The 26,658-nt window shown below is 71.4% G+C and carries 27 protein-coding genes and 2 pseudogenes; 7 read left to right on the top strand and 22 right to left on the bottom strand.

All coding sequences use genetic code 11. The annotated features are described in order from the left end of the window. Window positions 1-367: 367 nt before the first annotated feature. Together ACIRC0_RS09105 and ACIRC0_RS09100 are read right to left on the bottom strand one after the other, a co-directional pair. Entirely contained in the window at window positions 368-1,177 is an 810-nt protein-coding gene (locus tag ACIRC0_RS09105) for a polysaccharide deacetylase family protein (RefSeq protein ID WP_403613329.1), read from the bottom strand. Continuing rightward, entirely contained in the window at window positions 1,174-2,133 is a 960-nt protein-coding gene (locus ACIRC0_RS09100; RefSeq protein WP_403613326.1) for a polysaccharide deacetylase family protein, read from the bottom strand. Before ACIRC0_RS09100 ends, ACIRC0_RS09105 begins: the two co-directional genes overlap by 4 nt. Window positions 2,134-2,163: 30 nt before the next feature. Here ACIRC0_RS09100 and ACIRC0_RS09095 point away from each other — a divergent pair, with 30 nt between their 5' ends. Beyond that, window positions 2,164-3,396, top strand: coding sequence for a methyltransferase domain-containing protein (locus tag ACIRC0_RS09095; protein WP_403613324.1), 1,233 nt, complete (start codon window positions 2,164-2,166; stop codon window positions 3,394-3,396). Here the strand turns inward: ACIRC0_RS09095 and ACIRC0_RS09090 are convergent. From ACIRC0_RS09090 to tsaB, 10 genes are all read right to left on the bottom strand, one after another. Next, entirely contained in the window at window positions 3,393-4,670 is a 1,278-nt protein-coding gene (locus ACIRC0_RS09090) for an RNA polymerase sigma factor (RefSeq protein ID WP_403613320.1), read from the bottom strand. The two genes, ACIRC0_RS09095 and ACIRC0_RS09090, sit on opposite strands and share 4 nt — an antisense overlap. A gap of 44 nt (window positions 4,671-4,714) precedes the next feature. After that, the gene (locus tag ACIRC0_RS09085) at window positions 4,715-5,071 is read right to left on the bottom strand and encodes a YciI family protein (protein ID WP_403613317.1); all 357 of its coding nucleotides are present in this window, start codon (window positions 5,069-5,071) and stop codon (window positions 4,715-4,717) included. A gap of 119 nt (window positions 5,072-5,190) precedes the next feature. Continuing rightward, on the bottom strand, window positions 5,191-6,276 hold the full coding sequence (locus ACIRC0_RS09080) for an LCP family protein (RefSeq protein ID WP_403613314.1): 1,086 nt from the start codon (window positions 6,274-6,276) through the stop codon (window positions 5,191-5,193). Between the two features lie 150 nt (window positions 6,277-6,426). Continuing rightward, window positions 6,427-7,455 carry a LacI family DNA-binding transcriptional regulator gene (locus ACIRC0_RS09075; RefSeq protein ID WP_403613311.1) on the bottom strand — a complete coding sequence of 343 codons (1,029 nt, stop codon included), beginning with the start codon at window positions 7,453-7,455 and terminating at the stop codon, window positions 6,427-6,429. Window positions 7,456-7,527: 72 nt separating this feature from the next. Further along, on the bottom strand, window positions 7,528-9,375 hold the full coding sequence (locus ACIRC0_RS09070) for a hypothetical protein (protein WP_403613309.1): 1,848 nt from the start codon (window positions 9,373-9,375) through the stop codon (window positions 7,528-7,530). 89 nt (window positions 9,376-9,464) lie between these two features. Then, a complete protein-coding gene (locus ACIRC0_RS09065) occupies window positions 9,465-13,124 on the bottom strand; it encodes an AAA domain-containing protein (RefSeq protein WP_403613307.1) in 3,660 nt (1,219 codons plus the stop codon). 141 nt (window positions 13,125-13,265) lie between these two features. Further along, a complete protein-coding gene (locus ACIRC0_RS09060) occupies window positions 13,266-13,523 on the bottom strand; it encodes a hypothetical protein (RefSeq protein ID WP_403613304.1) in 258 nt (85 codons plus the stop codon). Next, window positions 13,520-14,617 carry a tRNA (adenosine(37)-N6)-threonylcarbamoyltransferase complex transferase subunit TsaD gene (tsaD, locus tag ACIRC0_RS09055; protein ID WP_403613301.1) on the bottom strand — a complete coding sequence of 366 codons (1,098 nt, stop codon included), beginning with the start codon at window positions 14,615-14,617 and terminating at the stop codon, window positions 13,520-13,522. The genes ACIRC0_RS09060 and tsaD overlap by 4 nt, the downstream gene beginning before the upstream one ends. Beyond that, window positions 14,610-15,164 (bottom strand): ribosomal protein S18-alanine N-acetyltransferase, encoded by a 555-nt coding sequence (rimI, locus tag ACIRC0_RS09050; protein ID WP_403614673.1) that lies wholly within the window; start codon window positions 15,162-15,164, stop codon window positions 14,610-14,612. Before rimI ends, tsaD begins: the two co-directional genes overlap by 8 nt. An 8-nt stretch (window positions 15,165-15,172) precedes the next feature. Further along, entirely contained in the window at window positions 15,173-15,826 is a 654-nt protein-coding gene (tsaB, locus tag ACIRC0_RS09045) for a tRNA (adenosine(37)-N6)-threonylcarbamoyltransferase complex dimerization subunit type 1 TsaB (protein ID WP_403613298.1), read from the bottom strand. Between the two features lie 123 nt (window positions 15,827-15,949). On the opposite strand from tsaB, the gene ACIRC0_RS09040 reads away from it, so the two are divergent. Then, complete coding sequence (locus ACIRC0_RS09040) at window positions 15,950-16,504, top strand: hypothetical protein (protein ID WP_403613295.1); 555 nt, start codon at window positions 15,950-15,952, stop codon at window positions 16,502-16,504. 63 nt (window positions 16,505-16,567) lie between these two features. On the opposite strand, the gene ACIRC0_RS09035 is transcribed toward ACIRC0_RS09040, so the two are convergent. From ACIRC0_RS09035 to ACIRC0_RS09005, 7 genes are all read right to left on the bottom strand, one after another. Continuing rightward, window positions 16,568-16,750 (bottom strand): hypothetical protein, encoded by a 183-nt coding sequence (locus ACIRC0_RS09035; protein WP_403613292.1) that lies wholly within the window; start codon window positions 16,748-16,750, stop codon window positions 16,568-16,570. A 147-nt stretch (window positions 16,751-16,897) separates the two neighbouring features. Beyond that, window positions 16,898-17,431 carry a tRNA (adenosine(37)-N6)-threonylcarbamoyltransferase complex ATPase subunit type 1 TsaE gene (tsaE, locus tag ACIRC0_RS09030; RefSeq protein ID WP_403613289.1) on the bottom strand — a complete coding sequence of 178 codons (534 nt, stop codon included), beginning with the start codon at window positions 17,429-17,431 and terminating at the stop codon, window positions 16,898-16,900. After that, the gene (locus ACIRC0_RS09025; RefSeq protein WP_403613286.1) at window positions 17,394-18,629 is read right to left on the bottom strand and encodes an alpha/beta fold hydrolase; all 1,236 of its coding nucleotides are present in this window, start codon (window positions 18,627-18,629) and stop codon (window positions 17,394-17,396) included. The genes tsaE and ACIRC0_RS09025 overlap by 38 nt, the downstream gene beginning before the upstream one ends. Window positions 18,630-18,697: 68 nt before the next feature. Further along, complete coding sequence (alr, locus tag ACIRC0_RS09020) at window positions 18,698-19,861, bottom strand: alanine racemase (RefSeq protein ID WP_403613283.1); 1,164 nt, start codon at window positions 19,859-19,861, stop codon at window positions 18,698-18,700. 141 nt (window positions 19,862-20,002) lie between these two features. Further along, the gene (locus ACIRC0_RS09015; protein WP_403613280.1) at window positions 20,003-21,436 is read right to left on the bottom strand and encodes an NAD(P)H-hydrate dehydratase; all 1,434 of its coding nucleotides are present in this window, start codon (window positions 21,434-21,436) and stop codon (window positions 20,003-20,005) included. A gap of 112 nt (window positions 21,437-21,548) precedes the next feature. Then, complete coding sequence (locus ACIRC0_RS09010) at window positions 21,549-21,920, bottom strand: holo-ACP synthase (RefSeq protein WP_403613278.1); 372 nt, start codon at window positions 21,918-21,920, stop codon at window positions 21,549-21,551. 294 nt (window positions 21,921-22,214) lie between these two features. Beyond that, window positions 22,215-22,382: a hydrophobic protein gene (locus ACIRC0_RS09005; protein WP_263231471.1), complete on the bottom strand. Its 168-nt coding sequence runs from the start codon at window positions 22,380-22,382 to the stop codon at window positions 22,215-22,217. Between the two features lie 210 nt (window positions 22,383-22,592). Here ACIRC0_RS09005 and ACIRC0_RS09000 point away from each other — a divergent pair, with 210 nt between their 5' ends. Continuing rightward, window positions 22,593-22,766, top strand: a complete 174-nt coding sequence (locus ACIRC0_RS09000) for a CsbD family protein (protein ID WP_403613275.1) — start codon at window positions 22,593-22,595, stop codon at window positions 22,764-22,766. Between the two features lie 125 nt (window positions 22,767-22,891). On the opposite strand, the gene ACIRC0_RS08995 is transcribed toward ACIRC0_RS09000, so the two are convergent. Then, on the bottom strand, window positions 22,892-23,620 hold the full coding sequence (locus ACIRC0_RS08995) for an SDR family oxidoreductase (RefSeq protein WP_403613272.1): 729 nt from the start codon (window positions 23,618-23,620) through the stop codon (window positions 22,892-22,894). A 152-nt stretch (window positions 23,621-23,772) separates the two neighbouring features. Between ACIRC0_RS08995 and ACIRC0_RS08990 the strand changes: the two genes are divergently transcribed. Then, window positions 23,773-24,249: an RrF2 family transcriptional regulator gene (locus ACIRC0_RS08990; RefSeq protein ID WP_403614671.1), complete on the top strand. Its 477-nt coding sequence runs from the start codon at window positions 23,773-23,775 to the stop codon at window positions 24,247-24,249. A gap of 353 nt (window positions 24,250-24,602) precedes the next feature. On the opposite strand, the pseudogene ACIRC0_RS08985 reads toward ACIRC0_RS08990, so the two are convergent. Together ACIRC0_RS08985 and ACIRC0_RS08980 are read right to left on the bottom strand one after the other, a co-directional pair. Next, window positions 24,603-24,709 (bottom strand): annotated as a pseudogene (locus ACIRC0_RS08985) (WYL domain-containing protein); the annotation flags it as partial. 150 nt (window positions 24,710-24,859) lie between these two features. Next, window positions 24,860-25,270 carry an ATP-binding protein gene (locus tag ACIRC0_RS08980; protein WP_403613269.1) on the bottom strand — a complete coding sequence of 137 codons (411 nt, stop codon included), beginning with the start codon at window positions 25,268-25,270 and terminating at the stop codon, window positions 24,860-24,862. On the opposite strand from ACIRC0_RS08980, the pseudogene ACIRC0_RS08975 reads away from it, so the two are divergent. The 3 genes and pseudogenes from ACIRC0_RS08975 to ACIRC0_RS08965 all read left to right on the top strand — a co-directional run. Continuing rightward, window positions 25,220-25,399, top strand: a pseudogene (locus tag ACIRC0_RS08975) (transcriptional regulator); the annotation flags it as partial. The gene ACIRC0_RS08980 and the pseudogene ACIRC0_RS08975 overlap by 51 nt on opposite strands. 8 nt (window positions 25,400-25,407) lie before the next feature. Continuing rightward, window positions 25,408-25,617 (top strand): DUF397 domain-containing protein, encoded by a 210-nt coding sequence (locus ACIRC0_RS08970; protein WP_403613267.1) that lies wholly within the window; start codon window positions 25,408-25,410, stop codon window positions 25,615-25,617. A gap of 89 nt (window positions 25,618-25,706) precedes the next feature. Further along, window positions 25,707-26,654, top strand: coding sequence for a hypothetical protein (locus tag ACIRC0_RS08965; protein WP_403613264.1), 948 nt, complete (start codon window positions 25,707-25,709; stop codon window positions 26,652-26,654). Window positions 26,655-26,658: the final 4 nt, after the last annotated feature.

The raw sequence follows: 26,658 nt of genomic DNA, 5'->3' as shown, positions 1-26,658 counted from the left end.
GGAGATCTCACGGGGTTAACTGTCTGAGGTGGCGACCAGGTCGATCCGTCGTCGCGGGTGCCGGACCTGCCCGTCGCTTTGTTGGCACTCTCCGGTGGTGAGTGCCAGAGCCGAGACTATGACCGCGATTAGCACTCGGTCAAGCGGAGTGCCAATGCCCGCGGCGCGCGCCGCGGTGAGTTCGGTTGCCCGGGGCCTGGTGTTCACCGGAGGGGGTGACCGCCCTGGGGGCTCCGCCCCCGAACCCCCTGTCGACCTGACGGCCCGAACCCCCTGTCGACCTGACGGCCCGACGGCCCGACGGCCTGACGGCCCGACACCCCGTCCTCAAGCGCCGGGCAGGCTGATCCCACCGCCCGGCCCCCCGTCAGAGGTAGTCCTCCAAGCGGGCCACCGTGAACCCGCTCGCCTGTAGGCGGCGCAGGACCCGGGTCGTTTCCGTGGTCAGGGAGGTCAGGGGGCGGCCGGGTTCGTGGGGGCGGAGGATGTCGCCCGGATGGAGGGCCGTGGACCTTCCGTAGGCGTGCGCCGGACGCCACAGGATCAGGGCCTTGATGCCGCAGTCCGCCGCGGCCCGGAGGGTCGTGCGGTCGTATCTGCCGTAGGGCGGGCGCAACAGAACGGGCCGCCGGCCCAGGCGGGAGCGCAGCCGGTCCCGCCCGGCGCAGATCTGGGCGCGCTGCTCCGCGTAGGGCCGGCCGCGCAGTCCGGCGTGGTCCGGGGTGCGGTTCTGGATGGTCGCCCCTGCCGCCCGTAGCCGCGCGAGTCGCGCGTACACCGGTCCGACGGCCGTGTCCGGGAGGAACACGCTGATGGGCAGCCGCAGGTCCCGGACCATCTCGACGAACCGGGGGTCCCGCTCCGCGCCCTCGTCGTAGGTGAGGAAGACGACCTTGTCGCGGGTGGGGACGCGGTCGAGGACCTCCGGCAGTTCCTGCTCCGGACCGGCGTGCCGGGGCAGGGGGCGGGCGGGTCTGGGCGCGGGCGCGAGCGGGGCGGTGAGCCCCCAGTGGCGGTACGCCCCCTCGTGCGGACCGTACGACCTGCGCACCCTCTGCGCCGCCTTCTTGCCCAGCCGTTCGATGGGGTCGACGGACTGGGCGCAGCCCGCCGTCCCGGCCAGGACCGCGGCGGCCAGGATCCCCGCCAGCAGCGCGCGCAGCCGCCGTGCCCTCACAGGTAGTCCTCCAGGCGGGCCACCGCGTACCCCTCGTCGGTCACCTTCTTCAGGAACCTGCGGATCACGTCGGGCATCGTGCCGTTCCAGTCCGCCCGGCCGCGGAAGTGCGTCAGCACGATGTCCCCGGGGTGCAGGCTCCGGTCCCACTCGCGGTACTCCCAGTGGTCGACGTAGACCTCCTCGTCCCAGATCGGCGCGTATCTGATGCCGCAGGACTTCGCGGCGCGCAGGGTGTCCCGGTTGTAGTTCCCGAACGGCGGCCGGAAGACGGTCGGGCGCCTGCCGAACTGCTCCTCCATCACGTCCTGCATCCCGCAGATCTCCTGCCGCTGGTCCTCGTACGACAGCCCCGGCAGGTAGGGGTGGTGCAGGGTGTGGTTGTTGAGCGTGACGCCACGGTCGCGCATCTTCCGGAAGTACCCGTAGTCGTCCTTGATCAGGTAGTCACTGAGGAACGCCGTGTACGGGATCTTCAGGTCGCTCATCATCCGCAGGAACGCCGGGTCCTTCTCGTCGCCGTCGTCGATGGTGAGGAAGACGACCCTGTCCTTGGTGGGGATGGTCGTGAAGATCGGCGGCAGGTCGTCGCCGTCCTGCACCTCGAAGCCCTTGCGGAAGGTGATCACCGGCTTGTTCTCCGGCGGCGGGGGCGCGACCAGCGGCACCTTCTTCAGTCCCCAGCGCTTGGCGGCGGCCACGCGCTGGGCGTACGCGGCGCGCAACTTGGTGGCGTACTCGTCGAGGGCGCGCGCCGCCGGGGGCCTGAAGGGCTCCTGCGGGCCGTGCGCGCCGTGCACCCCTTCGCTGCCGGTGCACCCGGCGGCGAGGGCGGTGGCGACCAGGACGGCGAGGCCCGCGCGGGCCGCGACCGTCGACCCAGGACCCGTCAAGCGCGGCACACGCACATCAATGCATTTTGCGCACTTTTTGTAATCTTGTCCTACGAGTCGCATGGTGCCGGATCCTTCCAGCCACCGGGGGCCATGGCGGGCCGACACCGCGACCCGGCGCACGCCATCCACCGACTGGCCGACAATGACCGGGTGAACGACCTCTCCTTCGCCTCCCTGCTCACCCCCGAGGGCCGCGCCCTCCTGGACGAGGTGCGCGGCACCGACCCGGCGCGGGAGCTGGCCGTCGCCACCCGGCTGCGCCGCGAGCACCCCGCCGAGCTGGTCTCCGCGGCCCTCGCGCAGGCACGGCTGCGGGAGCGGGCGGCGGCGAAGTTCGGCGTGGGCGACGCACAGCGGATGTTCTTCACCCCGAACGGCGTCGAGCAGTCCACCAGGGCCACGGTCGCCACCCACCGCGCCGAGCGCTTCCGGGCCCTCGGGGTGACCTCCGTCGCCGACCTGTGCTGCGGCGTGGGCGGCGACGCCATCGCGCTCGCCCGGGCCGGCATCCGAGTCCTGGCCGTGGACCGCGACCCGCTGACGGCGGCCGTGGCGCGCGCGAACGCCGACGCGCTGGGCCTCGCCGGCCTGATCGAGGTCCGCGAGGCCGACGTCACCGAGGTGGACGTCTCCTCCTACGACGCCGTCTTCGTCGATCCCGCGCGGCGGGGAGGACGCGGCCGCATCTTCGACCCGGAGGCGTACTCGCCCCCGCTGTCCTGGGCGGTGGCCACGGCCCTGCAGGCGCCGCACGCCGCCCTGAAGGTGGCGCCGGGCATCCCGCACGAGGCGGTGCCCGACGAGGCGGAGGCCGAGTGGATCTCGGACGGCGGGGACGTGAAGGAGGCGGTGCTGTGGTTCGGCACGCGACCGGGGGAGGTACGGGCCACGCTCCTGCCCGGACCGCGTGTGCTGCGCGGTCGCGGCCTGCCCGACCCGGCGGTGCGTCCCCTCGGCCGTTACCTCTACGAACCCGACGGCGCCGTGATCCGCGCCCACCTGGTGGCGGAGGTGGCCGAGGAGGTGGACGGCGGCCTGATCGACGAGACGATCGCCTATGTGACGGCGGACGGGCGCCGCGACTCCCCGTACGCCACCGCGTACGAGATCACCGACCGGCTCCCCTTCAACGTGAAGAGGCTGAAGGCGCTGCTGCGGGAGCGGGAGGTCGGGATCCTGACCGTGAAGAAGCGCGGCTCGGCCGTCGAACCGGAGGAACTGCGCCGCAAGGTCCTGCCCAAGCCGCACGGCCGGAACGCGGTGACCGTGTTCCTGACCCGGGTCGCCGGGGCGCCGACGATGCTTCTGGGGCACCCCGTCTAACGACAGTCCTCCGCGCGCGCCGTGAGCAGCTCCCGTTCCCTTTCGTTGCGGGCGAGGGCGGCGGCCCGGACGAACTCCTCACGGGCCTCGGCCCCGCGCCCGAGCCGGGCCAGCAGGTCTCCGCGGACGCTCGGCAGCAAGTGGTAGCCGCGCAGGGCCGGTTCAGCGGCCAGCCGGTCGACGATCTCCAGGGCCGGGCCCGGTCCCTCCGCCATCGAGACGGCGACCGCGCGGTTCAGCTCGACGACCGGTGAGGGGGAGCGGGCGGCCAGCAGACGGTACAGGGTGGCGATACGAGCCCAGTCCGTCTCCTCGTACGTGTACGCGAGCGCGTGGCAGGCGGCGATCGCGGCCTGCAGGACGTACGGGCCAGGGGCCCCCGCGGCCACCGCGTCGGCGCGGCCGAGGGCGGCGATGCCGCGGGCGATGAGCAGGCGGTTCCAGCGCGCCCGGTTCTGGTCCTTCAGCAGCACGGGCTCGCCGTCCGGCCCGGTGCGGGCCGCGGTTCGGGAGGCCTGGAACTCCAGCAGTGCGGCCAGCCCGTGCACCTCGGGCTCCTTGGGCATCAGCTCGGCCAGCACCCGGGCCAGCCGCAGGGCGTCCTCGCACAGGGCGGGGCGCAGCAGGTCGTCGCCGGCGGTGGCCGCGTACCCCTCGTTGAAGACCAGGTAGATGACCTCGAGCACGGACCCGAGCCGGGCCTCGCGCTCGGGACCGTACGGCACCTCGAAGGCGACGCCCTTCGTCGCGAGCGTCCGTTTCGCGCGGACGATGCGCTGCGCGACGGTGGCCTCCGGCACGAGGAACGCGCGTGCGATCTCGGCCGTGGTCAGTCCGCCGAGCAGCCGCAGGGTGAGCGCGATGCGGGACTCGGCGGACAACACCGGGTGGCAGGCGGTGAACACGAGCCGCAGCAGGTCGTCGCCCATGTCGTCCGGGTCGGACGGCACGTCCACGTGGTACGGCGCCGCCCGGAGGTCCCGCCCGACCTCCTCGAGCTTGCGCGAGTACCGTTCCCGGCGGCGTACGAGGTCGATCGCGCGACGCCTGGCGGTGGCCATGAGCCAGGCGCCCGGGTTGTCGGGCACGCCGTCCCGCGGCCACTGCTCCAGCGCGGCCACCAGGGCGTCCTGCGCCAGCTCCTCGGCTATCCCGACGTCCCGGACGATCCGGGCGACACCGGCGATGACGCGGGGGGACTCCATCCGGAAGACGGTCTCGATGGCGCCGACCGGGCCGTCGGGGGCGGGGGCGGCGGTGGGCTGCTGTTCCACAGCCCACCATGCAACACCCCCGGCGGGCGGAGGCAAAGCGGCGCTCACGCCTCGGCGATCTCCCGGACCTCACAGGTGATCGTCCAGTACTCCTCATGCACCTTCACGAACCGCTTGGCCCACTCGATCGCCTCGGCCCTGTCCTTGCACTGCATGAGCGCGTAGCCGCCGATGACCTCCTTGGACTCGGTGAACGGGCCGTCCGTGACGGAGAGCTTCCCGCCCTCCCAGCGCACGCGGGCCCCCTGGGCGGCCAGCGTGAGCCCGGCGGTGTCGAGCATGACCCCGGCCTTGGTGATCTCCTCGATCAGCTCGCCCATCCGCTGCATCAGCTCGGGGCTGGGACCCTCCGCGGGCGCGGTGGTCTCGTCGACGCGCACGATCGACAGGAAACGCGGCATGGTGACTCCTCGGGTACGGCGGCCGGGCTGCTCCCGGCCTCTGTCCCTTGCGTCGAACGAACGCGCCCTGGATCGACACGGCGACGGAATTTTCTTCGATGGGTTTTCCGGGGGCGTTCTCACCGCAGCGAGGCCCACAGCTCGCTCGCCGCCGGCTCCTTCGCCACCACCCGGTTGGCGTCCGAGGGGGCGGGCACCACCGGCATCATCACCGTCGTCACGTTCTTCGACGTCAGACCCTTCAGGCTCTCGCCCAGACGCGTCAGCTCCGGCAGCGAGTCCAGGCCCGTGTCCGTGGTCAGGCTGCCGGTGGTCGCGTCGGCGACCCGGTACAGCTTCGCGGGATCGGTGAGCAGGTCCGTCGCGGCGAGCTGGTCCAGCAGCGCCTTCACCAGCTTCTGCTGGAGAGCTATGCGGCCGAGGTCGCTGCCGTCGCCTATGCCGTACCGGGTGCGGGCCAGGGCCAGGGCCTGGGTGCCGTTCAGGTGGTGGGCGCCCGCCTTCAGGTCCAGATGACTCTTGTCGTCGTCGATGTCCTGGTCCGTCGTCACCGTCACGCCGCCGAGCGCGTCCACCAGTTCGGCGAACCCCGAGAAGTCGATCTCCAGAAAGTGGTCCATGCGGATCCGTGTGATCGACTCGACCGTCTTGACCGCGCAGACCGGACCGCCCAGCTCGTAGGCGGTGTTGAACATCACCCCGTACGCCACCGACGTCCTGCCGCCCGACGCCAGCGGGCACGACGGCCGGGTGACGAGGGTGTCCCGCGGGATGCTGACCACGGTGGCCTTCGTGCGGCCCGCGTCGATGTGCACCACCATCGCCGTGTCCGAACGGGCACCCGAGACGTCGCCCCCGCCGAGGGCGGCGTTCTGCTTGCCGCTGCGCGAATCGGAGCCCAGGACCAGGATGTTCAGGGCGCCGCTCGGCAGGGGCGAGGCGGACGCGGAGGCCGAGGGTGTCGGGCGCGCCGGACGGTCGGTGCCCAGCGCACCGTCGATGTCCACGCTCTTGATGTTGTGGTTGAGGTGCCAGTACGCCCAGGCCGCCCCGGCGGCCGTGAGGACGACGCCGCACGCGATCACCGCGCCGACGAATCTGATCAGCCGTGTCCGCCGGCCGCCGCGTCTTCCCACGCCCCCGTCACCATCCCCGTCCCCGTCCCCGTCCCCGTGTGCATCAACTGGAGCCACACAGAGGAACATAAGTCCGAATTATTGCGAGCAGAGACAGCGGGGCGCCATTCTTCGGAAAATCTCACGTTCTCGCCCCTCCCTGAGCCCGGCGTCACTGCGGGAGGGCGCGAAAATTTCGGAGGACGATACGTCAACTTCCAGTCGGCATGGCCCGGTTGGTCACGCGGACGGCACTCCGGTGCTGCTGCGCACCACCAGGCTGGTCGCCAGCTCGATGCGGGTCGCCGCCGTGGGCGCTTCCGCACGGCCGAGGTCCAGTACCAGCCGTGCCGCCGCCTCCGCCATCTCCATCAGCGGCTGCCGTACGGTCGTCAGCGGCGGCCCCACCCAGCGGGCCACCGGCAGGTCGTCGAACCCGACCACGCTGAGGTCCTCCGGAATGCGCAACCCCAGCTCGCGCGCCGCCTCGTAGACCCCCAGCGCCTGGAGGTCGTTGCCCGCGAAGACAGCCGTCGGCCGGTCCGGGCGGTGCAGCAGTGCACGGCCGAGCCGGTAGCCCGCCTCGTGGTGGAAGTCCCCCGTCCGGACCAGGTCCGGAGCCACGGGCAGCCCGGCGGTCTCCAGGGCCGCCCGGTAGCCGTCGACCCGCGCGCGGCTGCACATCATGTGCGCGGGCCCGCTGATCGCGCCGATCCGGGTGTGCCCCAGCTCGATCAGATGCCGGGTCGCGGCCAGACCGCCGTGCCAGTTGGTGGCGCCGATGGACGGCACGTCGTCACCCGGGTCGCCCGCCGGGTCCATGACCACGAACGGGATGGAACGGCTGGTCAGCAGCGCGCGCTGGGAGGCGTCCAGGCCGGACAGCACGAGGATCACACCGTGCGGGCGGCGGGCGGCGACCTGGTCGGCCCAGGTACGGCCGGGGGTGAGCCGCCCCGCGCTCTCGGACAGCACCACGCTCAGCCCCGCGTCGCGCGCCACGTTCTCCACCCCACGGATGACCTCCATCGCCCAGGCGCTCTCCAGCTCGTGGAAGACGAGGTCGATCAGCGGCGCACGGCTCGCCTCGGCCCGACGCCGGCGGTAGCCGCAGGCGCGCAGCAGTTCCTCGACGCGGGCCCGGGTCGCCGGGGCGACGTCGGCCCGGCCGTTGAGCACCTTGGACACCGTGGGCGCCGACACCCCGGCCTCACGGGCTATCTCGGCGAGCGTGGCGGTCTGCGCGGAGCGCGGCTTCGCGGGCGTCATGCGCGGGATGGTATGCCTGGAAGATTCGAGACACCACCCGAAACATTCGACCTGCGAGGGCCCCTGCCCTGCCTACTTCCGCCCCGCCTGCTCAACCGTGTCCGAGCGGATACGGTCCCACGCCCGTACCGCCACATGCCCGCTGACGCTGAAGGACAGGGAAGAGGCCTTTTCGCCCCGGTGCTCGACCAGCCACCGGTCGTCCCCGGCCGTCACACGGCAGTGCTCCGGAGGCTCGGGCAGCCCTGCGGAGTCCGTCGCCTTCCAGGTGTCGGCCGTCCGCTCCAGCGACCGCCAGCCGTCGGCACCGCCCGCTGCCCGATACAGACCCGTGGCCCGCGCGCGCGGGTTCTCGGTGATCTGGGCAGCCAGGTCGTCACGGGTGGCGCCGCCGTCCGCGACGAGGAAGCGCGGCCCCTGACCCGCGCCGAGTTCCTCTCGAAGGTCGGCCGACTGGGGACCGACGAGCAGCGAAACGGTGCCGGCGCACTGGCCGTCCGGGCAGTGGGTGGACCGCGAGGGCTTCCCACCGGAACCGGCCCCGGCCGCCAGAGCGGCCTCGCCCGCCCAGCGTTCCGCCAGGTGCTTCCAGCGGTGTGCGGGAAGGCTGCCCTCGTCGCCGGGAAGGTCCTCCCACCAACCCGCGCACAGCCGGGCCACCGAGGCAAGGGCGGCCGGGTCGGAGAACCGGACGGCAGGCGTGAGCCGGCCTTGCTCGGCGGAAGGGTCCAGCAGGTCGGCACCCATCACGACGACAGGCCCCCGCTCGGTCGTGGCGAGCACCAGGTCGGTGTCGGCCGACGCCGGTGTGCGGTTGAACGCCACCTTGCCACTTCCGGGGCCGCCGCGTGCCGCGCCGAGCAGACGGCCGATCTCTTCGACGGCGCTCGCCGCCGCGGGTTCCGCAGCGGTCGGCGTCGCGGCCTGTGGCTCGGCGCCGGCGGTGCTGCAGGACCACAGCAGGTCGGCGTTGACGCCACGCTGCTTGAGGCCGGCCAGCAGTTCACGGGCCCGGCTGGCATTCCGGACGTCCATACGTGCAGCGACGATGAGGACGTTGCCAGAGCACTCGGCGAGCAGGGACTCGGCGAGCCGGCTCCCCTCGGTGCCGGTCAGTGCGAAGTCCTCACAGCTCAGGGGGGCCTCGGCACCGGGAGCGACGCTGGCGGGAACAGCGGAAGCCCGCCGGCCTCGCCGCGCCTCCACGGCGGCCGATCCCTGCATGAGTTCGCCGAGCTTCTCCTGGAAACGGGAGTCGTCGGTGAATTCCTCGTACCGCTCCTTCACCTCCTCCAGGATCAGTGGGGTGACCGACCGCCACTGGTGCGGCAACCCCATGACCTCGGACCTCTCCAGATCCACCTGGACGGGGAGGTAGTACAGGTCCGTGTTCAGCCGGGCGACGGAGTCGATCCAGCGAATCCATTCCTGCCGCATGCGGGAGCGGTACAGAAGGTGCTCGGTCTCGCCACCGTTGATCTTCGTGCGCTGCATGCGGGGCGTGACCGTGTACTTCTTCCAGTTGCGAGACCCAGTCGCACGCACGGCCTCCGGACCGGTGACGAGCCGGAGGTCCGAGGACCGCGCGAGCTGGCCGGTGAGCCGCTCACGGACGATCTTCGCGTGCCGGGTCTGGACCCGCAGCTTGCTGGGTCTGCGCCCGTGCTCGATCGTGCGCCGGCCCTCCTTGGTGACGAGGTAGTGCACCTCGTTCCCCTGCTGGACCATCGCCACCCACCCCTCCTGGATAAGGGTGACCAGCCCTTCGGTCAGCAGCCGGTCATGGACCAGGAAAGTCTTGCGCAGGTCGTCGAAGATGCATCCGGTCGGCGCTTCGGCATCGTTGACCGCCCTGAGCAACAGCTCTTCCAGTTTGCTGTAGGGGCGGCCGTGGGCGACTTCGTACGTGACTCTGTACATATTCAGTGGCAACAGGACGCGCAACAAGGGCTTGCCTCCCGCTTCTCGTGGTCTGGCGGAGTTTCTCGGGCGGAGACCGGGCCGCTGTTTCAGCGTCGACGTGAGGGTGGCCGGAAGCCCTCCAGATCGGCCCTGATCCGCACGGCGCGGCCGGTAGCGAACCACTGCTCCAACTGGTCGACGGTCAGCGCCCAGTGACGAAGCGGGTCGTTCTCCTCCTTCTTCCGCGACACATGGGCGACCTGGCTCCGGAAGAAGTCCCAGGAGCCGACAAGCACGAGGAGGAGCTCGGCGCGGGAGATGAGCACGTTCATCCGCGGCGCCTCCTTGAGGAACCCCAGACCGTCACCAGGCAGCTTGGTGTTGTTGCGGACCAGGCTGACAGCGATGATCTTCGACTGGTTTCCCTGAAAGGAATCGACGGTGAAGAACCCGTCCTGGCGCTTGTCCACCGGATCCGACGCTGCACGGCGCGGATCCGGCGCGAGTTTGAGCCTGTGCGCAGCCAGCGTCTCGCGCAGTTCGGGCGTGTCGAGGCGGGTCCTCAGCAAGCCGACCTGCTGCGCATACGGCGACAGGACGGCGATCTCCAGCGGCTCGTCGGGGGCCCGGTCGTGGGGCCCTTCCAGTGACTGGAGGAACCGCTGCAGGGCGTACGCCTCCGCCGGGTTGCTGTACTTGGGCACCGCGTCCTCGTAGACCGCCGGCTCGTCCGCGGCGGCGGGGAGATCGAGCCACACGACCGCCTTTCCGCTGATCTCGTCCGGAGCGGTGAGGCCGTGCAGGATCTTCTCGTACGGCTGCCCCGTGTCCTCGTCACAGGTGTAGTGCTTGAGTCTGCCGTCGTAGTACGTCTGAGAGACCAGCTCACCGATGTCGGGGTGCATGCGGTGCTGTCCGGTGAGCAGACCTTCGTCGTGCTCGTGGTACGAACACAGCTTGTGCAGCTTCTCGAAGAGCGTCAGCCACTCCTTGCAGTACTCCCCGAACTGCGTGCGCTGTTCGTCGGTCCGGGCCCGCCAGGCGTTCAGCAGCTCTCTGTCGAGCAGCTTGCCGAGCCCCTCCATGCGCTCCAGCGCCGCGACGGTCTCGTCCATGGTCGACACCGCGCTCTGGTAGTCCTCGATCCGGTAGGGAGGCAGCTGCTTCGGGTCACCGATCAGCAACCAGCGGTGTCCCAGGGAGAGCGGAAGCGCCAGTTCGAAGCCATGCGCTTTCGCCGCCTCCTCCACGATGGCCCAGTCGTAGCTCACCTCACCGGCGAGCGCCGCGAGGTCTCCGTCGGCGGCGGTGCTGTAGGTGATGCTCGCGCTGCGCTTCACCAGTTCACGGAACTCCTTGGCCGAGGAGGCGTCCCTGGTGCGCAGTTCCACGAGCATCGTGCGGCACGCTTCCAGCCAGTCCGCCTGGACTCCGGACAGCTCCTGCCGCCCGGCCGCGCCCTCCAACCGCTTGATCGTCCTTTCGAGAAGTTCCCGGGTCACCTGACGCTCGGAACCGGGTTCGTCCCGCGACAGATCTCCGGCCAGGTCCGTGCTGGTACGCCTCAACCGGATGGCGAGCGGTCTGCGATCCTCCGGAACCTCCTTGAACGCCTCCTTCTCGACCTTGGAGCGCAGTACGTCGACGGCGGGGTGGGCCTGCGCGGTGATGAGGATCTGGGCGACGGGGTCCTCCGCCAGGATCTCCCGCAGCAGCCAGGCGACCATGTGCGTCTTGCCCGTGCCGGGTGGGCCTTGGAGGGCGTAGATGGGCCGTACGCCGAGGATCTTCTCGATCTGACCGCGCTTGCTCGGGTCGACGGTCTTCTGGGACAGCGGCACAGGCAGGGCCACCGGTCCGCTGTCCATGATGACCTGACCGGGTTCGGAGAGGCTCTCCAGCAGGTAGGTGTGCTTCGCAAGCCGGCCGATGGCGTCCTTGCGGCGTCTGATCAGGTCAACCTGGCCCTTCAGCCCCTTGGTCCGCAGCACTCTGATGTCACCGACCTGGGGCGGTTCCAGGATCTCCGTCTCGGGGCGAAGCACGGCGGTGTGCCCGCGGACGTCGACGACGTCGACCTTCCACTCGGGCTCGGTGACCGGCACCTGCCACCCGATGCTCTCCGATTCCGGGGAGCACAGATGGATGAGATTGCTGCCCGGTTTGCCGCTGTGCTTCTCCCTCAGCAGGAACTCGGCCATACCGTCGTCCAGTTGGAACATCGACATCGGCTCGTTGAGGCGGGGCACCTCCTCGACCGTGACCGAGTCGACCATCCCGTTGGCGGCCTGCTGGACGTCGGTCACCTGGCAGCGGAAAAGCTCCGCGTCGCGGATCAGGATGTCGATCTGGTTGGTGAAACGGATGAACTCGGCGAACCGCTCCTGGTCCTCACGGCGCTCGCGTGCCGTGTCGATCCTGGGCAGCAGCGTCTCCCAACTCGGCGCTGAGGTGAGCACGTGCGCCTGCTGCCGGTAATTCCTGGCGTTGAAGAAGGCGATGCGGCCTGCCGGGATGTCGACCTGGCGCGTCGGGTCGGCGGTGAAGAAGTCCTTGGTCTCCACGCAGAACGCGTTCTGCCAGCTGGTGGAGGCGCCGGTCATGGTCCTGGCGGGTCCGATGACCAGGTGCACCGACCGCCCGGAGAGAATGTACTCGTCCCGGTTCGTGATCGGTGCCAGCGTGGCGCCGTCGGAGAAGTCGTCGAAGAGGAAGCCGAGAAGCTTGCTGCTGTGCTCGGGCCGGCGCGGGTCGAACGGGTCCGCGGGCCCCAGCTGGAGTAACTCGCGCAGGCCCAGATCAAGACAGGTCCGCTGAAGCGAGCGGTTGCCCGGGTCGATCACGACGAGGTGCCGCGGCGCGTCGGCGGTCCCTGTCGACGGCTGCTGGAGCACGTGCACGATGTCCCGGATCGCGGCGGCCACCTCGACACCGTGCTTCGGGCGAATCTCCGGCTCGGCGGCGATGAGGAGCTGGATGAAGTCGTACTCCTGAGGCGTGAGCTTGCGCTTGGCCTTGGCGAGATGGTCCAGGACGAGCCGGTAACGCTTCATGGGATCCGGCGTAGCACTCAGATGCTCGATGGGGAGCATGCAGCGGGCCACCAGCATGCCGAAGGCGAACCAGTCGGCGTCGGGCCCGAACGCCGTGCCGTCGCCCAGGGCCTCGGGCGCCGTCTCCCACGCGACGCGCGACGGCTGCGCGGACGTGGGGCGTCCGAGTCTCACGCTCCACTCGAAACCGCCGAGCAGGCAGGATTCCGGCCCCTTGCCGGGGTCCAGGAAGACCGACTCGGGTGAGACGCTCCGGTGCACGACCTGCTGCTCGTGCAGGAGAGCGAGCCCCTCGGCGATCCTGCCCAGCATCTGCCACAACTCCCGGCGCCCGGAGGGCCGTCCGGACAGCCAGTCGTGTTCGCTGCGCCTTGTGAGAAGCGACGCCAGTGTGTGCAGGCCTCCGGTCTTGAAGACCATCACGAAGCAGCGCTCGTCGCTGTCGATGCCGACATCGTGCAATTGAAGGAGCGAGTACTCAGAGCCGGGAGTGCTACGCACCTGATAGAGCGTGCGCAGCTCGGCGTCCCACAACGCGCGCTGGACGTCATCGGGCTTGCTGTCGTAGAAGTGCCAGGTCTTGAGCAGATAGGGCGGGACGAACTCCATCGTGTCCTGGGCGGCCCACAGCTGCCCCTCCCCTGTCTCGGGAACGACACGCTCCGTGATCTCGTACCTGCCGTTGAGCACGGAAGCACCCACTGTGAGATTCACACGCCCTCCCCGGTCCGCACAGTGAGTTCCGACGGTAAGGGCTACCGATTGGTAGAGTTGGGCGGTTGTCGTACCAAAATCCCTACGTCAGCGCCTTGTTCACGGTGTGAAGCGCGTGGCTCTGTACGAGTTCCGTCAGGGTCAGTCCCCGCCTACCGGCTCGAACCGCCACCGGTGCACCGACCGGGTGACCAACTCCCCGTCCGGATCGGGAAGTTCGGGGAGGTCGGCGGTGAACTCCGCGTCCCACCAGGTGATGACGAGGACGCGGTCCTGCGGGGCCCGGAAGGTCTCGCGGCGCAGGGGCGGGGGCGTCAGCTCCTGGGCGCGGGCCCAGACCAGCAGTTCCTCACCCCGGCCGGTGACCGCCCGGGCCTCCCACATCAGCGCGACCGTCACGAGTAGAGGTTCTCCTTGCTCACCTCGTGCACGTGGTCGTGGTCGTGCGAGTTGCCCGGCACATGCGGGTCCGTCACCGGCAGCGACGAGTCCGCCGACAGGTCCCAGGACGACGCCGCACGGCCCCGGGCGACCATCTCCGCGCCCAGCGCGGCGACCATCGCGCCGTTGTCCGTGCACAGCTTCGGCCGCGGCACGCGCAGGCGGATGCCGGCCGCCTCGCACCGCTCCTGGGCCAGGACGCGCAGCCGGGAGTTCGCCGCGACGCCGCCGCCGATCATCAGATGGTCGACGCCCTGGTCCTTGCAGGCACGTACCGCCTTGCGGGTCAGCACGTCCACCACCGCCTCCTGGAAGGACGCCGCCACATCACGGACCGGCACCTCCTCCCCCGCCGCGCGCCTGGCCTCGATCCAGCGGGCCACGGCCGTCTTCAGGCCGGAGAAGGAGAAGTCGTACGCGGGGTCGCGCGGGCCGGTCAGACCACGCGGGAACGCGATCGCCTCCGGGTCGCCCTCCTTGGCGTACCGGTCGATGACCGGGCCGCCCGGGAAGCCGAGGTTCAGCACGCGCGCGATCTTGTCGAAGGCCTCGCCGGCCGCGTCATCGATCGTCGAACCCATCGGCCGTACGTCCGAGGTGATGTCCGTGGACAGCAGCAGCGACGAGTGGCCGCCGCTGACGAGCAGCGCCATCGTCGGCTCCGGCAGCGCGCCGTGCTCGAGCTGGTCCACGCAGATGTGCGAGGCCAGGTGGTTGACGCCGTACAGCGGCTTGCCCAGCGCGTACGCGTACGCCTTCGCCGCGGACACGCCGACCAGCAGGGCGCCGGCCAGGCCCGGCCCGGCGGTGACCGCAATGCCGTCGAGGTCCTTCGCGGAGACTCCCGCGTCCTTCAGCGCGCGCTCGATGGTCGGCACCATCGCTTCCAGGTGGGCGCGCGAGGCGACCTCCGGGACGACCCCGCCGTAGCGCGCGTGCTCGTCGACGCTGGACGCGACGGCGTCCGCGAGGAGGGTGGTCCCGTGGACGATGCCGACACCGGTCTCGTCACAGGACGTCTCGATCCCCAGGACCAGGGGTTGGTCAGCCATTGATCTCGGTTCCTCGTACTGATGGGGAGCCCGCGGCGAAGCCGCCGTCGGGAGTGGTGGTCAGGCGCATCACCAGGGCGTCCACGTTCCCCGGCTGGTAGTAGCCGCGCCTGAAGCCGATGGCCTCGAAGCCGAAGCGCTCGTACAGCTTCTGCGCGCGTACGTTGTCGACCCGGCACTCGAGCATCACCTCGGCGCACTCGAACGCGGTCGCGGCGCGCAGCAGCTCGGTCAGCAGCCGCCCGCCGAGTCCCGTGCTCCAGCGGTCGCGGGCCACGGCGATGGTCTGGATGTCGCCGACCGCGGCGTAGCCGCTGTCAGGCGCAGCGCCCTGGGCGGCCAGCCCCGCGTAGCCGACGACGCGCTCGCCCTCGACGGCCACGACGTAGCGGCGGGTGGCCTCCGGGCCACGGGAGTGCGCGAGCTCGGACCAGAACATGCCCCGCGACCAGGCGTCCTCCGGGAAGAGATCCTTCTCCAGCTCCAGCACGGGGTCGATGTCCCACCAGCGCATCTCGCGCAGCCGGGGCGTCTCGGGCGGGGTCACGGGCTCGGTCACTTCGGCGTGACCACCTTGTAGCTCTTGGGCACCTGTGCGTCGGGACGGCGCAGGTACAGCGGACGCGGCGCGGGCAGTTCCTCGCCCCGGGCGAGCTTCTCGGCGGCCAGGGAGGCGAGGGCCGCCGCCGAGACGTGCTCGGGCTCGTGGACGTCCGGGAAGGTGTCCGGGTACAGCAGCGCGCCGGCGCCGATCGCGGGCAGGCCCGCGACCTTCTCGGTGATCTCGGCGGGACGGTCGACGGCGGGCTCGGTGACACGGGTGCGGGCATCGTCGTAGCGCGCCCAGTAGACCTCCTTGCGGCGCGCGTCGGTGGCGACCACGAAGGGCACGGTCAGGTCGGAGGCGTACGCGAGGCCGTCGAGGGTGCACAGGCCGTACACGGGCACGCCGAGCGCGAGTCCGAACGTGTCGGCGGTCATCAGGCCGACCCGCAGCCCGGTGTACGGGCCGGGGCCCACGCCGACGACTACGCCGGTGACGGCATCGAGCCGGGTGCCCGCCTCGGCGAGGATCCGGTCGACGGCGGGCAGCAGGAGTTCCCCGTGCCGCCGGGCGTCGACCTGGCTCGTCGAGGCGAGGACGGACGTGCCGTCGTGCAGCGCGACGGTCACGGCGGGGGTGGCGGTATCCAGAGCGAGCAAGAGCACGCAAACAGCGTACGGCGCCCGCGCCCCTCGCACGGCCGGGCCGGTCCCCACCGCGGCTGCTGCTACCGTCACAGCAAAGGTGTGCGACGCAAGCGCGTGCACGGTGTCGAGAGGTGGGCAAGGGTGGCTAGGAGCAGCTCGGGATTCGTGGCCGGGCTCACCGTGGCGGCCGTCGCCACGGTCGGTTTCCTCGCCTACCAGGCGTCGGCGCACGTGCCCGACACGCTGGGCAAGCCGCAGGTGAAGAAGTCGCCGGGGGCCGGCGCGTCCAAGGCCCCGCGGGGCAAGGCGAACCCGGCGGCGCTGCCCGGCGACTCCGGCACCGGGGAGCGGGTGGTGTACTCGCTCGACGACGACCGGGTGTGGCTGGTCGGCACGGACAACAAGGTGGAGCGCACCTTCACCGTGATGCCGGGGACGGTGGACCCGGCCCCGGGCACGTACGCGGTGACGTCCCGGACCGCGGCCGGGACCGGTTCGGACGGCAAGCAGGTGGAGCACATCGTGCGGTTCGCGCTGAGCGACGGCGTGGTGTTCGGCTTCAGCTCGGCCGTGGACGGTTCGACACCGAAGCCGGACGCGTCCAAGAAGCTGGGCGGCATCCGCGAGGCGCGTGCGGACGGCACGGCGATGTGGGAGTTCGCGACGATCAACCAGAAGGTGGTCGTCGTCAAGTAGCGGTCGCCGTCAGTAGCGGTCGCCGTCGAGTAACGGTCGTCGCCAAGTAGCGGCAGCCCCGCCCTACGCGGCCCTGCGCCCCTCCTCGGTCACGGGAGCCGGCTGGGGCTTGTCGGGCGCCGGGTCCCTCGGCGGGGTCGAGACCGCCTCGGCCGCGGCGCACGACGCGAGCAGGTCCTTCATCGACACGCTGCCCGGCCCGGGCACCACGCGCGGCTGCGCCTCGTCGCGTTCTGAAGCCGGCATGGACGCCTCCTGGTGTCGCGGGGGCGACAGGGTTAGGCAGACCTGACCACGGTCCTTTCCGACCATGTGACCACGCCGGATGCCCACGGCGCAATATCTTGCCGACGCCTTGTCGGGACGTGACCCGCATGATGCAGGGGGCCGCCGCTAAAGGGGCGCTCCCAGGTCCACCTGCGCCCAGCGCTCCCCGAACCCCGCGAGCGTCACATGCCGGACCTCGTCCGTCGTGTCGCCCACCGCCCGGTGGATCGTCACGTGCAGGCGGTCCTCCGTCAGCTCCTCGACCTTGCCCTCGCCCCATTCCACGACGACCACCGACTCCGGCAGCGAGACGTCGAGGTCGAGGTCCTCCATCTCCTCCAGGCCGCCGCCCAGCCGGTACGCGTCCACGTGGACCAGCGGCGGGCCGTCCCCGAGGGAGGGGTGCACGCGGGCGATGACGAAGGTCGGCGAGGTGACCGCCCCCCGTACCCCGAGGCCCTCGCCGAGCCCGCGGGTCAGCGTGGTCTTGCCCGCGCCCAGCTCGCCGTTCAGCAGCACGAGGTCGCCGGCGCGCAGCAACTTGGCCAGCCGGCGCCCCAGTTCCTGCATCTGTTCGGGGGAGGTGATGGTGAGCTCGACGGTGACGCCCGGCACGGGGGTCTCAGCCGGGCTGTGCGGTGCTGGTGCTGGTGCTTCCATAGCCCCCCACGGTAGCCCCTGCGGGGACCGCTCCCGAGCGCATCAGGAGGTCGGCGAGGCGGTCGGTGACGACCTCGGGGTGCTCCAGCATCACCAGGTGCCCGGCGTCCGGCACGAGCACCAGTTCGGCGTCGGGCAGCAGGTCGGCGATGGCCTCGCTGTGCTCGCTGGGGGTGACGAGGTCCTGCACTCCGGCGAGGACGAGCACGGGGAGGTCGGCGAAGCGGGCGAGCGCCTCGGTCTTGTCGTGGTCGGTGAAGGCCGGGTAGAACTCGGCGACCACGTCGATCGGCGTGCTCTCGATCATCCGCTCGGCGAACCGGGCGACGGCCGGATCGATGTCCCGGGACGCGAACGAGTACCGCTTGATGATCCCCGCGAACAGGTCGGCGGTGGCCCTGCGTCCCTTCTCCACCAGCTCGGCCTGCTGCCCGAGCGCTCTGAGCACTCCGGGCAGGATGCGGCGTATCGCGTTGACGCCCGCGACGGGCAGTCCGAAGTTGACCTCACCGAGCCGCCCGGACGACGTACCCACGAGGGCGACGCCGACGACCCGGTCGCGGATCAGTTCCGGGTGCTGGTCGGCGAGGGCCATGACCGTCATGCCGCCCATGGAGTGGCCGACGAGCACGATCGGCCCCTCGGGCACGGCCGCGTCGATCACGGCCTTCAGGTCGCGTCCGAGCTGGTCTATGGAGACCGGCGTGCCGTCGGCCTGCGCCATGCCCCGCCCGGAGCGGCCGTGGCTGCGCTGGTCCCAGTGCACGGTACGGACGACGCCGCGCAGCGCGGCCCGCTGGAAGTGCCAGGAGTCCTGGTTGAGGCAGTAGCCGTGGCTGAAGACGACGGTGACCGGGGCCGGGGCCTTGCGCCCGAAGAGCCGGCGGCGGCGCTGCGCGGGGATCCTCTCCGGCTCGATGTCGTCGACCTCGTAGTACAGCTCGGTGCCGTCGTCGGCGTACGCCTTGCCGGGGATGCCGCGGAGGGTGCCGTACGGCCCCGCCGAGTCGAGGGCCAGCCGGGCCTTCCTGCGCATGCCGCGGCCGACCGTCATCCGTTCGATCGCGACGCCGGCCGCGGCACCCGCCGCGACCACGCCTATCGCGGCGCCGGCGAGACCGGCGAGACGCCAGTTGCCGGCGGCAGCGGCGGTCGCGCCCATGACGGCTTCCGCCGTCTCCGCGCTGCTCTCGCTCACGTCCCGCTCCTTCGTGCCGGGGCCTCCGCTCGTTCAGCCGTACGTCTGCCCCGGCTCACCCGTGTGGATTACCCATCTTGTTCCGCGTTCACCTTTACGTAGACGCGCGGGACGCGGGTTCCGATCCGGGTCACGATTTCGTAAGCGATGGTTCCGGCCGCCTGCGCCCAGTCCTCGGCGGTGGGTTCGCCCCGGTCGCCGGGGCCGAAGAGGACCGCCTCGGTGCCGGGTGGGGGCTCGTCGCCGCCCAGGTCCACGACGAACTGGTCCATGGCGATCCGGCCCGCGACGGTGCGCAGCTTGCCGTCGACCAGGACCGGTCCGGTACCGGAGGCGTGGCGCGGGATGCCGTCCGCGTAGCCGACCGGGACCAGGCCGAGGGTGGTGGCGCCGGGGGTGGTGTACAGATGGCCGTAGCTGACGCCGTGGCCGCCGGGGACCTGCTTGACCAGGGCGAGCGAGGCCGTGAGGGTCATCACCGGGCGCAGTCCGAGGTCGGCGGGGGTGCCGAGTTCGGGGCTCGGTGAGATGCCGTACATCGCGATTCCGGTGCGCACGAGGTCGAAGTGGGCCTCTGGCAGGGTCAGCGTGGCGGGCGAGTTGGCGATGTGCCGCACCTCGGGGCGCACGCCCTGCTGTTCGGCGTACGCCACCATCTCGCGGAAGCGGGCCAGTTGGGCCTGGACGGAGGGGTGGCCGGGTTCGTCGGCGCAGGCGAAGTGGGACCAGAGGCCGACGACGGTGACCAGGCCGTCGGCCTGGGCGCGCAGGGCCTCGGCGACGAGTTCCGGCCAGTCGCCGGGCTGGCAGCCGTTCCTGCCCAGGCCGGTGTCGGCCTTGAGGTGGACCCGGGCGGCCACGCCCGCGGCGGCGGCCGCCTCGCGCACCTCGTCGAGGGCCCACAGGCCGCTGACGGACACGTCGACGTCGGCCTCGACGGCACGCTGCCAGGGGCCGCCGGGGGTCCACAGCCAGCACAGGACGCGGCCCGGCACTCCTGCCTCGCGCAGGGCGAGGGCCTCCTCGGGCGTGGCCGTGCCGAGCCACTCGGCGCCGGCTTCGAGGGCCGCGCGGGCGCACGGCACGGCCCCGTGGCCGTACGCGTCCGACTTCACGACGGCCATCAGGGCCGCGCCGGGCGCGAGGGCACGCAGGGCACGCACGTTCGCCCGCAGGGCCGCCAGATCGATCTCGGCGCGGGCGCGCAGGGGTGCTGTCTCGATACGTTCCATCGCGCCCCAGTGTCTCAGAGGGGCCGGACGGCACGGGGATGACGGTACCGGCGGGTAGCGTTCCGGCAGCCGACGTCCCTCGACCGTGCCCGGTCCGAACGCCCGACCGGGCCCGTCCAGGCCGTATAGGGGCCCACCCGCTCACCCCCGCACGTCCCGCCAGGCCTCTGGAATCGCGTCGGCCACGTCGTGCGCCCCCGCCGGTGCGCCGTCCGCGGCGTAGCGGCCCGCCAGGCCGTGCAGGTACGCCGCCACGCTCGCCGCGTCCCGGGCCGAGAGGCCGGCCGCGAGAAGCGACCCCGACAGGCCGGACAGCACGTCTCCGCTGCCCGCGGTCGCCAGCCACGGGGTGCCGGTGGCGTTCACCCGTACCGGGCCGCCGTCGGGGTCCGCCACCAGCGTCGTCGAGCCCTTGAGGAGGACGGTCGCCCGGTAGCGGGACGCCAGCTCCCGTACCGCCGCGAGCCGAGCGCCCTCGACCTCCTGGCGCGCCACGCCGAGCAGCGCGGCGGCCTCGCCGGCGTGCGGGGTCATCAGCGTCGGTGCCGTACGGGCGCGTACGGCGTCCCGGTCGGCCAGCCTGAGCCCGTCCGCGTCGACGAGGACGGGTACGTCCGCCTCCAGCACCTCGGCCACGGTCGCCGCGTCGTCGCCCGCGCCGGGACCGACCACCCAGGCCTGCACCCGCCCGGCCTTGGCGGGCCCCCGTTCGGAGACCAGTGTCTCCGGGAAGCGGGCGATCACCGCGCTCCCGGCGGGTCCCACATACCGCACGGCCCCGGCCCCGCCGCGCAGCGCCCCCGAGACGGCGAGCACGGCCGCTCCGGGATAGCGCGCGGACCCGGCGGCGATGCCGACGACGCCCCGCCGGTACTTGTCGCTCTCGGCGCGCGGCACCGGCAGCAGCGCGGCCACGTCCGCGTGCTGCAACGCCTCCAGCTCGGCCTCCTCGGGCAGTTCGAGCCCGATGTCGACGAGCCGTACGGAACCGGCGTACTCCCGCGCGGGATCGATGAGCAGCGCCGGCTTGTGCGTACCGAAGGTCACGGTGAGGTCCGCCCGTACGGCGTCCCCCCGCACCTCCCCGCTGTCGGCCTCGACACCGCTCGGCAGGTCCACGGCGACGACGACCGCGCGCGAGGCGCCGGCGAGCGCGGCGAGCCGTGCCGCGTCGGGCCGGAGCCCGCCCTTGCCGCCGATGCCCACGATCCCGTCGACGACGAGGTCGGCGGCCCGGATCACCTCCTCGGCGGCGTCAGAGGGGTCCGCGGCCGTACCGCCCGCCCTGCGAAGGGCCGCGAGCCCGCCCTGGTGGGTCCTCTCGGGCGACAGCAGTACCGCCGTCACCCCGGCCCCGCGCCGGGCGAGCCGCGCCCCGGCGTACAGGGCGTCGCCGCCGTTGTCCCCGCTGCCGACCAGCAGCACCACCCGGCTGCCGTACACCCGCCCCAGCAACTGGGCGCAGGCCGCGGCCAGTCCGGCGGCGGCGCGCTGCATGAGCGCCCCCTCCGGAAGCCGGGCCATGAGCGCACGCTCGGCCGTCCTCACCGTCTCCACGCTGTACGCAGTACGCATACGGCCGAGTCTCCCCCACCGCGCTCGCACCATGACGAAGGGCGCGGGAGTCGCCCGGCTCCCGGCCCCGGCCCCGGCCCCCGGCCCTCGCTCCGAGCGCCGGGATCGCGCGCTATCCCTCGGCGACGACCACCGCCGAGGCGACACCCGCGTCATGGCTGAGCGACACATGCCAGAACCGCACGCCCAGTTCGGCCGCGCGGGCCGCGACCGTGCCCGTCACGCGCAGCCGGGGCTGACCACTGTCCTCGACGTACACCTCGGCGTCGGTCCAGTGCAGCCCTCCGGGCGCGCCCAGCGCCTTGGCCACCGCCTCCTTCGCCGCGAACCGCGCGGCCAGCGAGGCGATCCCGCGCCGCTCACCGCCCGGCAGCAGCAACTCGCGCTCCAGGAAGAGTCGTTCGGCCAGCCCGGGGGTGCGCTCCAGCGCGGCCCGGAAGCGATCGATCTCGGCCACGTCGATGCCGACTCCGATGATGCTCATGCGGGGCACCCTATGCGGCCCCGACCGCCCGTTCGCCGCGTGACGAAGGGGCATCGCGCCGCGACCCTTCGTCGCGCGGCGACCACAAGGCCGGGCGCCGGGTTGGAGGCCGCTGGTTCCGGTTGCGCACCGGCGCCCGACGGGCCACGAATGCCCTGGCAGCGGGGAGGTACGCACCTTTTCACCCTTTCCACTCGTATGTGACGACCGAGCGGACGGCAAGGTCCGTGGGCGCACACACGTAGGGCCCCGGACACGGCCGGGGCCCTACGTGACGTGTGTCGACGCGCGCCGCTACCAGCGGTACCAGCGACCCCGTCGACCGCCACTCGCCGGGCGGACGACGAAGCCCAGCAACCACACCGCCAGCACGATGACGGCGAGCCACCACAGCGCCTTCAAGGCGAAGCCCGCACCGAAAAGGATCAGGGCCAGAAGAAGAACCAGAAGCAAGGGAACCATGTTTCATCAACCTCCGGTCGAGCGGGTTCCCCGTCGACGGCTCGGCACGCATCGAAGAACTCGGGTTTCTTCAAGGCTTTCAGTGGAATTCTGATTGGTTCGCCGCGAATCCTCGTGCACGGCACAGCGCATTGCTGTGACGTTTAGGCGTTACGACGGGGGCAATCCGAACGTCACCGAACGCCGTGACGACGTAGGGATGTGACACCCATGGCTGAGAACCAGAAGGCGCAGGCCAAGACAGAGCAGGCCAAGGGCAAGGTCAAGGAGACCGTCGGCCGCACCGTCGGCAACGAGCGCATGGAGGCCGAGGGCCGCATGGAGCAGGCGCGCGGCGACGCCCGCGAGGCCAAGGAGAAGACCAAGGACGCCTTCCGGCACTGAGCCTCGCCCGGGGCAGGTTCGGGCACTCGCAGAAATGGGGTGCCCGGACCTGCCTTTCTTTTGCATTCCCACTCTCGCGGACCATCACTGAATGGCCGTCAATTGGCGCCCGATTGTCGCGGGGGTCAGGAGAGCCAGTCGGCGTAGCGGGTGGGGGCGAGGTGGGCGTTCCTGTCGGTGAGGACGTCGCCCTTGACGACGGCGAACATGCCGGCTGTGGGGTCGGTGACGACGGTGCGGTTGTCGCCCTTGTGGGACAGGGTGATCCGGCCCAGCTCGTCCAGGTTGAAGATCTCGGGGCCGGCGATGTTGCGAATGCCGTTCAGCGGGGCGCCCGCGGCCACCTCCGCCACCGCCGCTGCCACGTCCCTGGAGGCGATCGGCTGGATCGGCGTGGCCGGCAGCCGGACGGTGTCACCCTCCGCGGTCCAGGACATGACGGCGTCCATGAACTCCATGAACTGCGTCGCCCGGACGATCGAGTAGGGGATCGGCCCGGCCGCGAGGATGGCCTCCTGGAGCACCTTGGCCCGGTAGTAGTCCAGCTCCGGCACCTGGTCCACACCGACGATCGAGAGGATGACGAAGTGGCCGACGCCGCCCTTGCGGGCCGCGGACAGAAGGTTGTCCATCGAGGCCTGGAAGAACGCCGGGGAGGCTTCGTCGAAGGTCGGGGAGTTCGTCAGGTTGACGACGACGTCGGCTCCCGCCACCGCCGCGTCCAGTCCCTGGCCGCTGATGACGTCGACCCCGGTGGACAGCGAGTGCGGTACCGCCTGGTGCCCGGCGGCGTTCAGGTCCTTGACGACCTGTGACCCGATCAGCCCGGTGCCCCCGATGACTGCGAACTTCATGACACGCCTTTCGTCGGGAATATGTCCGCAATATGGCATATGAGCCCATACGTGGGCGTGCCATGCACCAAACTCGGACACGATCTGTCCGGGACTATACACGGACATAAATTGTCCGAGTCAAGCGGTCTGATTAGAGTGGGCGCGTGAAGATGTCCGGCGGAGTCGAGTGGGCCCTGCACTGCTGCGTCGTGCTCACGTCGGTCCAGGAGCCCGTGCCCGCGACCAGGCTGGCGGAGCTGCACGACGTCTCGGCGAGCTATCTGGCCAAGCAGCTGCAGGCGCTCTCCCGGGCTGGGCTCGTGCGCTCGGTCCAGGGCAAGTCGGGCGGCTACGTGCTCACCCGGGAACCAGCCTCGATCACCGTGCTCGATGTGGTGGAGGCGGTCGACGGCCCCGGCCAGGCGTTCACCTGCACGGAGATCCGCCAGCGCGGCCCGCTCGCCACCCCGGCCGAGTCGTGCACCGCGCCCTGCCCGATCGCCCGCGCGATGACCGCGGCGGACACGGCCTGGCGGGAAGCCCTGCGCGCGGTCTCGATCGCCGATCTGGTCCAGGACGTCACCTCGGACTCCGGCCCCTCCGCGCTGGCCCGCGTCAGCGCGTGGCTGACCGCGCCGGAAGCCTGAAAACACTGGCCCGGTGAAGCCTGGAGCATGCCGCTCCTCCCCCGTCCCGCTCGTGCCGTGGACGAGAAGAACCCCCGGCCACGTCTCGGATGCTCCGCAGCCCGCGTTGGCGTAGCGCGCGGCCAGTTCGCCGAAGGCACTGGCCAGTTGGGGTGGGCCGATCCAGGAGCCGAGGGTGAAGCGACAGCGGTCGGGGCCGAGTTCCTCGACGATTCCGTCCTGCGCGACGGGGGCCACAGCCTGCGCGGGGAGGCCGAGGACGACTTCGCCATGGCAGGGCCAGTCGGTGGTGGAGCCGTCAGCCCCTCGGAATCGTCCGGTGACGAACGCGGCCACGTCGTCGCCGGGGAGACCGCGTCGGGTGAAGCGCGGGCCGGTTGGGGGTGCGGGGGCGTATGCGGTCGACGCGGAAGGTGCGCCAGTCGTCACGGTCGAGGTCCCAGGCGATGAGGTACCAGCGGGACAAGGACATGGGCGACGCGCAGAACGAGAACGAGGCGGACCGGGACGAGTCGTGCCGGGCTTCCGGCACAGATGGACGGGCAGGGGGTTGATCCACAGGTGCGACAGATTTCCGGGATGTGTTGCAGTTCGGCGGGCGGGACAGGGCCTATGCGGCGGCGAGCTCGCACCAGACGACCTTGCCCCGGTTGCCGCCCCTCGCCAGCGGCTGCCAGCCCCACAGGTCGGCGCACGCCCGGACGAGCGCCAGCCCCCTCCCTTCCTCCACGTCGTCCACCTGCTCCAGCGGTACGGGCGGCTCCGGCGGCTCGGGGTCGGCGTCCCACGCCCCGATCCGCAACACGCCCGCGGACCAGCGCACCCGCAGGGCCGCGGGCCCCTTCGTGTGGCGTACGGCGTTGGAGACCAGCTCGGTCGCGAGGAGTTCAGCGGTGTCGACCAGGCGGATCAGGCCGTGCATGGTGAGGATGAGACGGAGGGTCCGGCGGCTGACGGTGACGGCGCGCGGGCAGGTGGTGCGGTACCGAAACTCGACACCGCAGTTCGCGATGCACCGCATGGCACGGGCTTTGTCGATGCCGAAGCCCAACTCGGCGTCCTTCGAACACTCTTCCGTAGGGTGGAAGCTGCGTCGCTCGATCCCGAACGGTCGCGTGACTTCATCCACGGCTTGCTCAAGGAATTGTGAGGCGCACCGTGACCACTCCCACCAACTGGCGGAAGTCCTCCTACTCCGCCGGTGGCGACGGTAACTCCTGCGTGGAAATCGCCAACCGCCGCACCCACATAGCCGTCCGCGACTCCAAGGCGCTGGCCCGCGCCCCCCTCTCCTTCCCCACCGCCGCCTTCACCACCTTCGTCGAAGCCCTCAAAACCCAGTCCCCTCACGTCACAGCTCCCTGCTAGCCTGCGCAGGCTCGATCGCGCGCCCTGGGGGAACAGCCGGCGCGCCGCGCAGTCGAGGTGCATCCGAAAAACGCCAGGGGGGCGGACGCATGAGCAGTACCGGCACGGCGTCGGAGCCGGTGACCGATCCGTTCGACGCGCTGCCCGGGCTCGCCCCGCTGCGCACCGCCGCCCGGGCCGGTGACTGGGCTGCCACCCAGGCCTTCTTCGCCGGGCTCGACTCCGTCGACAAGGTGTCCTTCGCCGTCGGCGCCCTCGCCGACATCGACGGGACCGAGGAGTACCTGGAGAAGGCCGCGGCGGCCCTGCCCGGCAACCCGCTGCCGGCCACACTGCTCGCCGAGCGGTACATCCGCATCGGCTGGGGCATCCGCAGCGGTGCCCGTGCCAAGCACGTCTCCCGGGACCAGTTCGACCAGTTCCACGCCTGGCTGCGCAAGGCCGAGCAGATGCTCATCGAGGTGTGCGCGGAACAGCCCGCGTACGCCCCCGCCTGGACCGCCCGGCTGCTCACCGCCCGCGGCCTGGAGCTGGGGCAGTCCGAGGCCCGGCGCCGCTACGACCGGCTCTCGGCCCACCACCCCCACCACTTCCGCGCCCAGTCGCAGTTGCTGCAACAGCTCTGCCCGAAGTGGGGCGGTTCCTGGGAGGACGCGCACGGCTTCGCCCAGGAGTGCGCGAGCGCGGCGCCGGACGGATCGCAGGCCGGGATCCTGGTCGCCGAGGCCCATATCGAACACTGGCTGGAGCTGGACGGGAGCGAGGCGACGGCCTACATGCGGGGCCTGCCCGTCCGCGACGACCTCCGTCACGCCGCCCAGGTGTCCGTGCTGCACCCGGACTACCGGCCGGGCTGGCACTGGATCACCGGGCACAGCGCCTTCGCCCTGGCCTTCTCGCTCGGCGGCCACCTGGAGGACGCCGCCCCGCACTTCGCCGCCCTGGGCAACACGGCCTCCAAGTCCTCGTGGCAGTACCTGGCCGACTGGAAGAGCCGGTTCGCGAAGTACCGCACGGCCGCGCTGGCGACGCTCTGAGGGG

This window comes from Streptomyces sp. NPDC093984, from assembly GCF_044764595.1.
Classification (GTDB): Bacteria; Actinomycetota; Actinomycetes; order Streptomycetales; family Streptomycetaceae; genus Streptomyces; species Streptomyces cynarae.
Note: the sequence above shows the minus strand (reverse complement) of the source record. Positions and strands in the feature narration are given on the sequence as shown.